Consider the following 12,538-nt stretch of genomic DNA (forward strand, 5'->3'; position numbering starts at 1 on the left):
AAAGTTAAAATGCTTATTATGCAAGCATTAAGACTCACACTCAGACAAAAAAGACGTGCTATTAATCACAATAACCGAGAAAGATTCGCCAAACGCTTATTGTCCCAAACACAAAAATTAGTCACTTTTAAACGCGGGCAAAAAATTGCCATTTACCTGCCAAACGATGGTGAAATTGATACTAAATATATTACTAATTTCTTAAAAAAACAAGGTTTTAGTATCTATTTACCAAAATTGGACAATGAAATCCTTAAATTTGCAAAACTTGGCAATGAATTTAAAAAAAACAAGTTTGGTATCGATGAGCCTGTTGTTACTGAGGCATTAAATGCCAAACAACTAGATGTTATCTTTATGCCACTCGTAGGTTTTGATGCGCAGAGAAATCGTATTGGTATGGGTGGTGGTTTTTACGACCGCACTTTAGCCTTTAAAAAACACCAAACAAACTACAACAACCCTAAGCTCTATGGACTGGCTTTTGATTGTCAACAAATTACTAAGATTGATAGTCGGTCTTGGGATATAACACTTGACATAGTCATTACCCCAACTAAAAGCTATTAGCTGATAGCTGATAGCTGATAGCTGATAGCTGATAGTAGTACAATACCCTCCCACAATTAAGCCCTCTCGCTAAGATGCTTTTATTTTTCTTGAGACTTACATATTAATTCGGCAGTTAAATAAATAACGTCAAAATTAAAAAAAGCCTAGCAATTGCTAGGCTTAAAAGTTTAAGATTTTTTAGAGTAAGAATTTACTTAGCAAATTCAGTAAAAATCTTTTTATAAGCGCTCCAATTAAATGGAGAATAAGTTTCTATTTCTGCATCTACAGCAGAAATGCTTACATCAGTATTAACGTTATAAGTTGATCCGTCTGATTTGAAAACTAGCTTGTATTCTGTTGTAATTTTATTATCATAATCCAACGCTGGATATACCCATACAGACTCACCTGAGCTTAGCTGATAAGAGGTAAATTCACCCAAATTGCGTTTTTCATCTTGACAGGTTAAATAATCATTAGTGGTTTCTTCATTCTCATCATCCACCCAATTACATGCCTCAATACTTTTGCCATCAGCTGAAAAGAAATAGGAAGTTCCGTTATTCCAATAAGAGAAATGCTCACCAGCACTAGGTAGGTGATTCAAATAAATCTAGCCTGTTATCAACAGTTACTGTTTTGTTTTTATAATCATCACTTTTACAAGCGATATTTTTACCATATTCATTAGCAATCAACTCATTACAGTTTAATGTTAGCCCAGCAATAGATTGTTTTGCTACATTAAAAACTAGAATTTTACCTCCATTGTTAAAAGAAAATTCAACCGAGCCATCGGCATTATTGGTCAGCGATTTTGAGTCTATTTCATTTTTAATTTTAGTAATAGCGGCTACCTCATCTAGCGTTGCATACTCATTGGAAAAATCTATAGTGCTGATAGGATTACTGTCAGAGTTATAAAGTTTGTCAGCAGTCCAAGTCTCTAGATAAACCTTGAATGATCCATCTTGCACCTCAGCGGCAGCAAAAAATAAATCTTTGTCAGTAAAGTTTTATGCTATGTCAAGTTTATCATTTGAGGTGTCACGATTAGCAATCTCTTTTTGGCGATTAACTTCATCAGTATTGGTAAATTTTGCCTCAATTTCAGTAGTAAAATCATTGCTATTAGCCTCTACCACTGTATCTGCTTGATGATAATCTACCTCATTGCCAGTATTAATAAAAGTATTGGTATTGGCAAATAAAGTTTTCGCTAATGATTCGATTTTATTTTATACTTGCTTTTGAATGAGTTTTGTTATTTCGGTATCTAATGTTAAACTCAAGGTTTCAAATTGGGTTTTTAGCGCTTTTTCAATTTCGCCCATCAGCCTAGCAACTGCTTGCGCAGTTTGATATTTTTTTTATATTCAATTGAATTTTTATTATCATCGCTAGCATAGTCATCATATAAGGCATTAACATTAGTATTTATACCTAAATCAACTTTTACCAACTTGGCAGCAGAATCGGCATCTAGTGTTGGATTGGCATCAATTTTGTTTTGTATCATTGTGGTGATAGGGCTAAATAAATGTCTTGCCCTTTGGTGCAGAGAGTACATGGGCATTTACCACTACAGCATCAGTATCTTCATCAATAGTGGAAGTGGTTACCTCAGCAATAATGGGATTATTTGCCGCATCTGCAAGCAGGGTAAAAGCACCTTTTGCACCCAAGGTAGTCTGCAGCTCAGAATCTTGACAAACTTTATCATTATTGGCATCTGCACAAACCTTGGCACCTATAAGGTAGCCATCTGCGATATTACCACTAATGTGGGTTGTAGATTCTCCACCACCGCCACAACCACTGAAAAACACTTGCAATAACTAAAGTTAGAATTTTTTTTCATCTTATTTCTCCACATTCATTTAAAAAAATAGAAAGGCATTTAAAAATGGAAATACCTAACATTTGGTATAAAGCACTGCCTTAAAGTCTTACTTTATATAAATAAAGCACTTTTAAAAAACACTAATGAGTTGATATTGTACATATTTATATTTTTATAGAGGGTAATAATGTTTATATGAATACTAAAAAACTACAAAAAATAGGGATTGGTGAAAGAATACAAATTGCGCGCAAAAAATTAGGCTCGTCTAGCGCAAAGGTGTCAGCGGCAATGGATCTTTCTAGGTCAATGTGTAGTCAATGGGAGCGTGGTATATCCAATCCGTCTACTGCACATCTAGTTAAACTGGCTAAAGTACTAGGGGTGTCGTTTGCATGGCTAGCAACTGGGGGTAGTGAAGTTGAAAAAGTGAATAAGGAAAAACAAATCAACCAAGAAGAATTAAAAATTCTTAAGCAAACTCAACTGCTCAAAATGACTGAGGAATTTAATAAAATGGATTTAGAACAGCAAGAAAAATTAGTGGATTTTTTGCAAGTGGCTACTAAATATTAAATGGTGTATTACCTGAGGCTTGTTTTTGCAAGAAAGACTTTAAAGTCAGGCTTTCGTTGATTAAATTCATACCAAAACCACGTAACCATCTAAGTGGCTCGTTATTTTCTTTATAAATCCAATTGAGCCCAGTCATGGTTTTTGCCATAAGTTCATTGTCCAATCTCATGGCTCTGGCGTATTTTCGTAATACTAAATAATCGCCTAAAGGTTTATTATTGGCTTGTAATTGTTGTGATAATTCTGCAACATCGTAAAAACCTAAATTAACGCCTTGACCTGCAAGGGGATGGATATTATGTGCGGCATCGCCGATTAATGCTAAATTATTTTGCACATAATCTTGTGCACTACGCTCAATGAGTGGTAAAGCTTGAATATTGCTAACAACTTTAAATCGACCAAATCTATACTCAACATCTTGGGAAAGCCTGTCAGCAAACTGCTCAGTTGAAAGTTGCATAAGTTCATCAGCCAAATGATTTTCTGCCGACCAGACAATAGATGCTTGTGTGTCGCTTAAAGGCAGTAAGGCAATAATGCTGTCTGACAAAAAGCGTTGCCAGGTTGTATTTTGAAAACTTTGCAATGATTCAATATTACAAATAATGGCTTTTTGTTGGTAATTATTCTCAATATATTCAATACCTGCCAATTCTCTAACGTTTGATTTAGCGCCATCTGCGCCAATCAATAAACTGCATGTTATCTGCTGATTATTATCCAAATCAAGCTGATAGCCATCATCAATTTTATGAATAGCAGTTAGTTTCGTACGAATAAATTCAATATGGACTTTTTCTAATGCCGTATACATTGCAGATTGTATGGCATCATTTTCAATGATATGGCCCAATTGCTTAACACCTTCATCTTCTTTATGAAAATCTAAACTGCCATGAGAGTTTTGATCCCAAACATGGGTATCAGTAAACGCATGTTTACGCTTAATTAGCCCCCACACGCCAATATTTTTTAAAAGTATCTCTGATTTAGGCGTAATCGCACTAACGCGTGCATGAAACTTATCCTGTAATCTTGGATTAAGGTGATTAGGTTCAATAATAGTAATCTTTAAGCCTTTATTAATCATAGATAGAGCAAATGCTTGCCCCACCATACCACCGCCGATAATGGCGATGTCATATTGCAAATTGTTTTCAGGGTGCATTACACCTCTCCTGCAATGGTCATCTGATTCACTAAAACAGAGCCAACTTTAATATTACTACGGTGGTCAACATCTGAACCAATGCGTTCAACGCCTAACAGCATTTCTTTAAGATTACCAGCAATTGTAATGCCTGACACTGGATATTGAATTTTGCCATTATCCACCCAAAAGCCCAAAGCACCACGAGAATAGTCACCCGTTATATCATTCACGCCTTGCCCCATCAACTCAGTTACCACTAAGCCCTGATGCATGTCCTTAATCATCTCATCAAGCCCACCTTCAAACCCATGCTCAATCATCACATTGTTCACTCCGCCTGCATTTGCCGTGGTTTTAAGACCTAACTGATTAGCTGAATATTGCCCCATAATATAACTTTTCACTTGGCCATCTTTGACAAAATATTGCCGTCTTTTTAGCACGCCATCTTGGTCAAAGGCCTTAGCACCAATGGTTTTTTTAACCAATGGGTTTTCTAATAAACTAATGCCACTAGGCATGACTTTTTGCTCAATACTACCTAATAAAAATGTTGATTTTTTATATTGACGAGTGCCACTTAATGCGCCCATTAATTGTGCAAATAATCCACCAGACAAGCGTGATGTGAAAATAACTGGACATTTTTTCGAGGCAAGTGATCTTGCACCGAGTTTATTAATGGCTAATTTTGCTGCTTTTTGACCGATAACCTCTGGTAGTTCTAAATCATTACTATCTAATGCTGATGTATATTCATAAGCTGTTTGCATATCTTTACCTTGTTTGGCGATAATGGAACAATGAAGCGAATGCTTAGCACCTTGTTGTACTGCCATCATGTCATGTGAGTTAACATACAAACCCTTACCTTGAAAACTTGATAGTTCAGCACCATCTGAGTTGTTAATATATTTTTGCTCTAGTGCTTTTGCTTCACAACGCATGGCCAATTCAATACTATCACTTGGATCTAGATCCCACGGGTAATACAAATCTAAATCAGGTGGATTAAACGCCATTAATTCTTTTGGTGCTAAACCATTAAACGCATCATTTTGTGTGTATTTAGCAATTAGACAAGCAGATTCAATGGTTTTACTAATGCCCTGTCTGCTCAAATCAACACTAGATGCGTGCCCTTTTTTATTGCCCATATAAACATTAATATCAAAACTCTTGTCTAAGTGATATTCTAAAGTTTCAACTTTACCTAATCTGACAGCAGTAGAAATGCCAGAACTTGAACTTAACGAAATTTCATAATCAGTAATACCACACTTTTTTAATAAATCAATAGCAAGTTGCGCGGTGTTTTCTAATGAGGATGACATGATAAAATTATACTAAATAATCAAAATTTGTAGACTTGGGGAAACTTATAGCGCTATGTGAATGATTCATACGCATGCTGTCAAATATCATAGATTTAATCGGCATCCATAATGCCATAATGCCTAATACAATAATCAACAAGCCGGATAAACGCCGTACCCAAGGTTTTTGAATTAAAAAACCCAGTTGGGTAGATAGGCTTGCCATTAGCAACAAGCTTGGTAATGTCCCTAGTCCAAATGCTAGCATAATTAAACCACCTTCAAGCATCGAGCCAGACAAAACAGCAAAACTAAGCGCACCATAAACCAAACCACAAGGGATGCCACCCCATAATAAGCCAGTAAAAAATGCACTTCTAAGATTTCTAATTGGCAAAAACCGTTGAGTTAATGGCTGTAATTTTGCCCAAAGTTTAGCACCAAGTTTTTCCAATATTTGAATACTGGATGACCAATTACCGATATATAGCCCCACCATAACCATCAACACACCTGAAAATATTCGCAAAACCTTATCAAATACACTCATTTGTAAAGTCTGTGCCAATAGCGTGCCAATTAAGCCAAAAATAGTCCCCATTAGCATATAGCTTAGAATTCTACCAAGGTTATAATTTAGATGAAAAAGTACTACTTTTTTTGGATTGGTTCTCACTTGTGGGTCAAGCCCAGCACTGAGCATACCTACCACACCACCACACATACCTAGGCAGTGCACGCCACCTAATAACCCCATTAAAAAAACACTAGAAAAAATATCCATTAAGTGTTACCGCCACCCAACGAGCACTCTACTTCAAGCAAATGAATACGCCTAGAGTCAGTTTTTAAAATTTTAAAATCAAAGCCTTGTAGTGATATTTCATCCATCTGCTCGGGCAAACGAGTAAAGCCCTTAATGACCAAGCCAGCTACTGTGTCAATATTTTCGACTTGTAATTTCACCCCAAAGAACTCATCAAATTCTTCAATAGGGGTGTTGGCTTTAAGCAAGAACCTACCTTCACCAAAATCAATAATGTTATCTTCTTCTAAATCGTGCTCATCTTCAATCTCACCCACGATTTGTTCTAATACATCTTCAAGCGTTACCAAACCTGCAATTTCGCCATATTCATCCATCACAATTGCCATGTGTGATTTTTTTTGTTGAAAATCTCTTAACAATGCACCAAGGGTTTTGCTTTCTGGCACAAGAATAGAATCTCGTAAATACTCTTTATAATTAAACTCAGACTTTTGGTCGCCTGCTAAAAACTCAAGCAAATCCTTAGCCAAAATCACACCTTGAATTTTGTTCTTATTGCTATTAATAATTGGAAATCTAGAGTGTGAAGATTTAATCATAATATTAAGCAATTCTTTAGTACTTGCTTGATGCTTAATCATCACCATTTTTGATTTTGGCACCATTACATCACGCACTTCTAGCTTTTCAAGCTGCATCGTACCTTCAATAATTGAGCGAGAATGGGAGTCAATGACATGGTTTTCCTCCGCTTCTTTAAGCACTTGTAAAAGCTCATCACTTGAGCGTAGTGGCGTATGCAGACAGCGTTTTTTAAGTCTTTGTAAAAAGGAGGATTTCGATGGAAGCTGTTCTTCGTTCATTAACGTTTATGTAGATTAAAGCATTATTTTAACAAAGTTCAAGTTTTTTTACCACTGCGCATTTTTTTACCTTGCGCAGCTCGCTCCTTGCGCACTGCTTTAGGGTCAGCAATCAGTGGACGGTAAATCTCAACTCGGTCTTTGTCTCTAAGTATTGTATCAAGTTTGGCAATTTTTCCAAAAATACCGGTTTTGTCTTTGATAAGGTCAATCTGTGGATAAATATCCAACATACCCGATGCCTCAATCGCTTGCTTTAAGGTCGTCCCCTCGTTCACTTTTAACTCAAGTAAAGTTTGCTTATCTCTTAAAGCGTAGGCGACCTCAATTTGCATCGCAAAATTGTTGTGCTTGTTTAAAATCAAGCGTGCCTTCATAAATTGCCCGTCCAGTAATCGCCCCCATAATGCCATGGTGCGCCTCAACTAATAATCCAGAGATGTCTTCCATATTGGTAATTCCACCTGAAGCAATGATGGAGATTGAGGTTTGCTTAGCAAGATTAACTGTAGCTTTAACATTCACTCCCCGCATCATTCCATCGCGTGCAATATCCGTATAAACAATAGAACTCACTCCATCTTGTTCAAATTGTTTCGATAAATCCACCACATTCAAATCCGTTTGTTGCGCCCAACCTTGTGTTGCCACCAAGCCATCATTCGCATCCAAACCCACAATCACCTTACCAGGGAATTCACGACACAGTTCAGACACAAACTCAGGATTTGTTACCGCCATCGTGCCAATAATCAAATAACCAATGCCCGCTTCAATATAAGTATTCGCAATCTGCATACTACGAATACCACCTCCGATTTGCACTGGTAAATCTGGAAATGCTTGAGTAATCGCCATCACACTTTGCACATTCACTGGCTTACCCTCAAACGCGCCATTAAGATCCACCAAGTGTAATCGTCTTGCACCTTGCTCTACCCATTGTGTTGCCATTGCTACTGGATTATCAGAAAATACCGTGGTATCTTCCATCAAACCTTGCCTTAGGCGGACGCATTGGCCATCTTTTAAATCTATTGCTGGAATAACAACCATACTTTTCTCTTAATTATCGTGCCAACAATACCCAATCACTTTAACCAAACATTACTGATTAGCATTCTAGCCACTTTTAAAATCTGACAACAAGCCCTGATGCAATTTATCAATCGCATCTTCTCAATAACCGCTTATTTTTTCTTGTCTTTCTAGTTGTGTATTATAACTTTTAGATCCTTGCTTGCTCTATAAGTTTTTCTACTCAATATTATTGACTTTTGGCTAACAACATCCCTTAGCAATAAAAATACACATTTAACACTGTATTAATATGCTTAAGTAGTGACCCTAAGAGTATAAACTTGTTGATTCAATTGAAGTCTCTATATAATTTATAGTTTTTAGATGTTACCCCTTTGTTTGTCCTTATTTATTGCCACTAATCACTAAGACTATATTTTTAGTGATAGGAACTAGTATTAAAATCAAAGGAATTACGTTAGGATTAAAGCCTAGATCTATTAAATTCATAAACAAAGAAATAAACCCAGACATGAAAAAAGCTATTATTAGCGCATAAAGAATACGCTGTGTTTTACTTTCAAACATTTTATACCTCTTTTAACTGATAACTATTATGGATACTCTTATCATTCACCAATGGTTGACATGCTAACCCATGGTTCTTGTATTTCTAACGCATCGCCCTCTTGCAATAGTTCAATTGATATATTATCAGGTGAGCGTACAAAAGCCATATGCCCATTTTTAGGCGGAAAATTAATAACAACACCTGCATCTATCAACCGCTTGCATGTCTCATATATATTTTTTACTCTAAATGCTAAGTGCCCAAAATTCCTCCCCCCAGCATATTCTTCTTTATTCCAATTGTGAGTAATTTCAATTAATGGCGGGTTTGGATGGTTAACATCTTCATCTGCTGCCAAAAAAATAAGCGTGAACTCCCCTTGGGGATAATCCTTCCTACTAACTTCAATCAAACCCAAAACATCACAATAAAAATGCAATGTTTTATCCAAATCAGTTGCTCTAATCATGGTATGTAAGTACTTCATATTTATTTCCTATTGCTCACAAAATTGAATCTTCTCAATTGGCTTGAGGAACTCTGGCACCGTATGAGCATCAATTGATTTGTTTTTTACAGTGTCTAAATGTTCCTGTATTTTATACCCCCATCTAGCCCATATCGTTGAAATACCTAAAGACTTTGACTCCAAAACATTTGGCAAATTATCATCGCAAAAAACCATGGGGACTTTTTGTTCATTGGCTTGTTTGTAAAGCGACTTTAACATCTCAACTTTTGACTTTAATCCGCCGAATACATTGTCAGGACTGATTGAAATTTTATTTTCATCGCAAATTGCGCAGATTGATTCTTTATTTTTACCAGAAACTATAAACAACTGTTGGTTTGAATCAAATACCGCTTCGATTCCAGAATACAAACCATGCATTAGGATTTTCACCTCTAAACTGCTGTCTTGTTTTTTGAAAAATTGTGGTAAAGTTATCAACTGTTTCTTTATCAATTGTAGAGAAAAAATCTTGGAAATCTAATTGTTTCTCTATTACAATTTCAGAGTTATTCTTAAGTATATGGCACAATAAAGTGGCCATCATATCTAACATAGTTCCGATAAAGCCTAAACATCTACTTAAAACTAGTAGGGATTTTCTCCAAAACAGTTTTTGGGTCTTTTGGCATCTTTTGCTTGTGCCAAACAATCCAAGATACAATCAAACATTCACCAACACCGTCAAAATCTAAACATAAAAACATCTTCTCACCTTTTTTTAATTGATTAATGAAAGCTAATTAAACTATGATTGGCTTTTCTAACACAGGGTCATTAGCTAAGTAGCGTTTTGTACGCATCAAATACTGCTCTCATAAACTTCCCACTTTCTACATAATATGAGCATGTCATAATATTCTTATCTGTAACCACATCTGCCTCTACGACTAAAGCGCCAGGATTAACCATATCGTCTTTTAAGCCCGGGTACGCACAAGCATTAACCCCTTTCATAATACCTGCTGATATCATAATCCAAGGACCGTGGCAAAGACCGCCAACAACTTTACCTTGTTTAGCCATTTCATTTACGAATTTTTTAACCCTTTCATCTTGTCTTACACGGTCAGGTGTTTCGTATCCACCAGTTAAAATAACACAATTATAGTTTTTTGTATCTAATTGATCAAAGGTGATGTTGTCTTTAGAACGTTTGACCATAGGTACTGTTATGCCATATTTCCCCTGTTACTAGCTCACCATCTTTTGTGGCAATGTCAACATCATATCCTTCTTCTTTATATCTATAGTATGAGTAAACCACATCATGATCCAGTAATAATAACCACTTTAATATTATTTTCTACTTTATTTTTCATTTTTTATTCTCCAAATTGTTAATAAATACTTCGATTGCTAATTATGTTTTATAAACCACTAATATATTACTCTCACCTTCATGGATTGTATTAATAAACTCACTTACCATATAAACATGTATACGGGTTTTTAAGTCAGACTTTTTCAGATGTTGTAAGTCATCAAGTTTGACAATAAACAATATCTGTGATGTTTTGCCCTTGACCTCTTTCAAAAAATAGGTACTTAAAATAAGTGAATAGTTAAACTTTTTTTCGAATTAGCGCATTAACCCCAATACTTACAGGCTCAGGTTACTCTAAATCTGCCTTATCGCTATGTCTTTCATAAATTGAATTATGTCTACCATAGCGGTCTGAAAGTCGAAGTAAATCAAGTTTATTTCTTGGGTTTTCTAACTCTATTAGATGTAAGTCTGACCCACCCGAGCTTGTTGAGTTATAAACCCCTTTAGGTATATGTATATACTTCCCAGAAGTGAGAAGTGCACTTCTGCCATCCAAATATGATATAACACCACTACCTTAAAGGCATAGTAGGACTATGTCTTTTCTAAGGTGGCAATGCATAGAGATTTCTTGTCTTGGTAAAATTTACAACTTCCATGCATCATGCATTTGATTGCAAAATATTCGATATTCATAGCCCCACGGCTTGCTTACCAATTCATTCAAATATGTATCATTTTTAAATAATCATTTTTTATAATTTGATTATTTATTGCACTTCTAAGTTCTCTTGTACCATGAACTGACATAGTATTTACAATCATAATATAACCTCTTTTTAAATTAAAAAAATAGAATTACTATTATGAAAACCAACAACAATTAATAAACTCCCAAATTTACCTCTACTGTTGCAATTTCCTTACCAATCTTTCCATTGGAAACATGAACAGCTTTGACTTATGCAACGTATAAATTGCCTTTTCCTCCAGAACATGGCGGTAAATAAGCACCAGCCTTACCCCATTTAGGCACTTGTTGTGGCTTGACGATAAAAAATAACTCAGGCAAGTCAAACGTATGCCCTTTAACTGGAGGAATGATCACCTTAATCATTCTTTTGTCAATATAGTAACCAATTTTCCCGTGCCCACCATTATCCATCGCCTTATAGGTTTTATTGCCCTACTCAACAACAATTGCGTTTGATTCTTTTGGAATATTGTTAACACAAATTCTTGGTGTTGAACCGTGCCCACCAAGCTTTTGACATTGTTGCCCATCAGGCACTTTGTCGCCTTTCCATGCATAATTTGCAAGAGTAGCAGTTCATGCCACCTCCTGCAAAAAGATTGCCAGATACAGTTACCGTTGAAAGATGAGATGATTATATCTATTCATTTTTTACTCTTTTGATTAATTATTTAGTTTTTTAGTTTTTTAATAATTGCCTTTGCTACACTTTTACTTAATTGAGGATTTTGACCCGTAATAATATTGTCATCAATCTCAATATGATCAGATCATTCCCTTGCCTTAATATAATTTGCACCATTTTAAAGAAGTTCATCCTCTAAAAGAAATGGCATTTTTTTCTTGCTCAGCCGCTATTTCTTCCTCGTTCGTAAATCCTGTAATAGAACGCCCAGCCAGTAATGATTTTCCATTTTTTAATGGTAGCGCCAACAAAACAGGCTGGGCCATGACAAACTGCAACAATGTTTTTGTTATTTTCATAAAAATGCTGAAGGACACTATTAATGTTAGGATTGTTGGGTAAATCAAACATCGTGCCGTGACCTCCAGGGAAAAATACCACATCATAATCATCAGGACTAACTTCTGATAATTTAGAGGTGGGTTGTAGCGAATCTATGGCTTGCATCCATTGTTCTGATTGTTCCTCTGTTGGATTACTTGGAGGGTCAATCGGTGCTGTTCCACCCTTAACACTTGCGGTTTCAACTATAAACCCTTCTTGTATAAAAAGCTGATAAGGCATAACTTACTCTTCTAGCCATATCCCTGTTGGCTTATCTTTTGGCATTATGCCACAACTCATTACTATAATTAAAATTCTTTTCATT

20 protein-coding genes are annotated in these 12,538 nt (G+C 35.8%); 2 read left to right on the forward strand and 18 right to left on the reverse strand.

Annotated features, from left to right (window positions below):
- Nucleotides 1-18: 18 nt before the first annotated feature.
- Nucleotides 19-570, forward strand: coding sequence for a 5-formyltetrahydrofolate cyclo-ligase (locus tag CVPH_RS07405; protein ID WP_201342453.1), 552 nt, complete (start codon nt 19-21; stop codon nt 568-570).
- A 193-nt stretch (nt 571-763) separates the two neighbouring features.
- Here CVPH_RS07405 and CVPH_RS07410 read toward each other — a convergent pair whose 3' ends face one another.
- From CVPH_RS07410 to CVPH_RS07425, 5 genes are all read right to left on the reverse strand, one after another.
- Nucleotides 764-1,162, reverse strand: coding sequence for a hypothetical protein (locus CVPH_RS07410; RefSeq protein WP_201341129.1), 399 nt, complete (start codon nt 1,160-1,162; stop codon nt 764-766).
- Nucleotides 1,146-1,532: a hypothetical protein gene (locus CVPH_RS07415; protein WP_201341130.1), complete on the reverse strand. Its 387-nt coding sequence runs from the start codon at nt 1,530-1,532 to the stop codon at nt 1,146-1,148. The genes CVPH_RS07410 and CVPH_RS07415 overlap by 17 nt, the downstream gene beginning before the upstream one ends.
- A 39-nt stretch (nt 1,533-1,571) precedes the next feature.
- Nucleotides 1,572-1,700, reverse strand: a complete 129-nt coding sequence (locus CVPH_RS10815; RefSeq protein WP_281064628.1) for a hypothetical protein — start codon at nt 1,698-1,700, stop codon at nt 1,572-1,574.
- Between the two features lie 188 nt (nt 1,701-1,888).
- Complete coding sequence (locus tag CVPH_RS07420) at nt 1,889-2,074, reverse strand: hypothetical protein (protein ID WP_201341131.1); 186 nt, start codon at nt 2,072-2,074, stop codon at nt 1,889-1,891.
- Between the two features lie 13 nt (nt 2,075-2,087).
- Complete coding sequence (locus CVPH_RS07425; protein ID WP_201341132.1) at nt 2,088-2,390, reverse strand: hypothetical protein; 303 nt, start codon at nt 2,388-2,390, stop codon at nt 2,088-2,090.
- 203 nt (nt 2,391-2,593) lie between these two features.
- Here CVPH_RS07425 and CVPH_RS07430 point away from each other — a divergent pair, with 203 nt between their 5' ends.
- Complete coding sequence (locus CVPH_RS07430; RefSeq protein ID WP_201341133.1) at nt 2,594-2,974, forward strand: helix-turn-helix domain-containing protein; 381 nt, start codon at nt 2,594-2,596, stop codon at nt 2,972-2,974.
- Here CVPH_RS07430 and CVPH_RS07435 read toward each other — a convergent pair.
- The 13 genes from CVPH_RS07435 to CVPH_RS07485 all read right to left on the reverse strand — a co-directional run bounded on the left by CVPH_RS07435 (nt 2,964) and on the right by CVPH_RS07485 (nt 12,453).
- Complete coding sequence (locus CVPH_RS07435; RefSeq protein WP_201341134.1) at nt 2,964-4,145, reverse strand: UbiH/UbiF/VisC/COQ6 family ubiquinone biosynthesis hydroxylase; 1,182 nt, start codon at nt 4,143-4,145, stop codon at nt 2,964-2,966. The genes CVPH_RS07430 and CVPH_RS07435 overlap by 11 nt on opposite strands.
- On the reverse strand, nt 4,145-5,464 hold the full coding sequence (gene pmbA, locus CVPH_RS07440) for a metalloprotease PmbA (protein ID WP_201341135.1): 1,320 nt from the start codon (nt 5,462-5,464) through the stop codon (nt 4,145-4,147). Before pmbA ends, CVPH_RS07435 begins: the two co-directional genes overlap by 1 nt.
- Before the next feature lie 7 nt (nt 5,465-5,471).
- Nucleotides 5,472-6,230, reverse strand: a complete 759-nt coding sequence (locus tag CVPH_RS07445) for a sulfite exporter TauE/SafE family protein (RefSeq protein ID WP_201341136.1) — start codon at nt 6,228-6,230, stop codon at nt 5,472-5,474.
- On the reverse strand, nt 6,230-7,078 hold the full coding sequence (locus tag CVPH_RS07450) for a CorC family transporter (RefSeq protein WP_201341137.1): 849 nt from the start codon (nt 7,076-7,078) through the stop codon (nt 6,230-6,232). Before CVPH_RS07450 ends, CVPH_RS07445 begins: the two co-directional genes overlap by 1 nt.
- Nucleotides 7,079-7,116: 38 nt before the next feature.
- Complete coding sequence (locus tag CVPH_RS07455) at nt 7,117-7,413, reverse strand: RnfH family protein (protein ID WP_201341138.1); 297 nt, start codon at nt 7,411-7,413, stop codon at nt 7,117-7,119.
- Entirely contained in the window at nt 7,403-8,134 is a 732-nt protein-coding gene (gene hisA, locus CVPH_RS07460) for a 1-(5-phosphoribosyl)-5-[(5-phosphoribosylamino)methylideneamino]imidazole-4-carboxamide isomerase (protein WP_201341139.1), read from the reverse strand. The genes CVPH_RS07455 and hisA overlap by 11 nt, the downstream gene beginning before the upstream one ends.
- A gap of 369 nt (nt 8,135-8,503) precedes the next feature.
- Nucleotides 8,504-8,686 carry a DUF2798 domain-containing protein gene (locus CVPH_RS11360; RefSeq protein WP_483414748.1) on the reverse strand — a complete coding sequence of 61 codons (183 nt, stop codon included), beginning with the start codon at nt 8,684-8,686 and terminating at the stop codon, nt 8,504-8,506.
- A gap of 41 nt (nt 8,687-8,727) precedes the next feature.
- Entirely contained in the window at nt 8,728-9,156 is a 429-nt protein-coding gene (locus CVPH_RS07465; protein WP_201341140.1) for a VOC family protein, read from the reverse strand.
- 9 nt (nt 9,157-9,165) lie between these two features.
- Entirely contained in the window at nt 9,166-9,573 is a 408-nt protein-coding gene (locus tag CVPH_RS07470) for an HAD family hydrolase (protein ID WP_201341141.1), read from the reverse strand.
- A gap of 185 nt (nt 9,574-9,758) precedes the next feature.
- A complete protein-coding gene (locus CVPH_RS10820; RefSeq protein WP_281064629.1) occupies nt 9,759-9,887 on the reverse strand; it encodes a hypothetical protein in 129 nt (42 codons plus the stop codon).
- A 70-nt stretch (nt 9,888-9,957) separates the two neighbouring features.
- Complete coding sequence (locus tag CVPH_RS07475; protein ID WP_225879681.1) at nt 9,958-10,344, reverse strand: DJ-1/PfpI family protein; 387 nt, start codon at nt 10,342-10,344, stop codon at nt 9,958-9,960.
- A gap of 1,067 nt (nt 10,345-11,411) precedes the next feature.
- The gene (locus CVPH_RS07480) at nt 11,412-11,615 is read right to left on the reverse strand and encodes a hypothetical protein (RefSeq protein WP_201341142.1); all 204 of its coding nucleotides are present in this window, start codon (nt 11,613-11,615) and stop codon (nt 11,412-11,414) included.
- Nucleotides 11,616-12,051: 436 nt separating this feature from the next.
- A complete protein-coding gene (locus CVPH_RS07485; protein WP_201341143.1) occupies nt 12,052-12,453 on the reverse strand; it encodes a DJ-1/PfpI family protein in 402 nt (133 codons plus the stop codon).
- Between the last annotated feature and the right edge of the window lie 85 nt (nt 12,454-12,538).

Origin of the sequence: Abyssogena phaseoliformis symbiont OG214, assembly GCF_016592595.1 — a bacterium.
Classification (GTDB): Bacteria; Pseudomonadota; Gammaproteobacteria; order PS1; family Pseudothioglobaceae; genus Ruthia.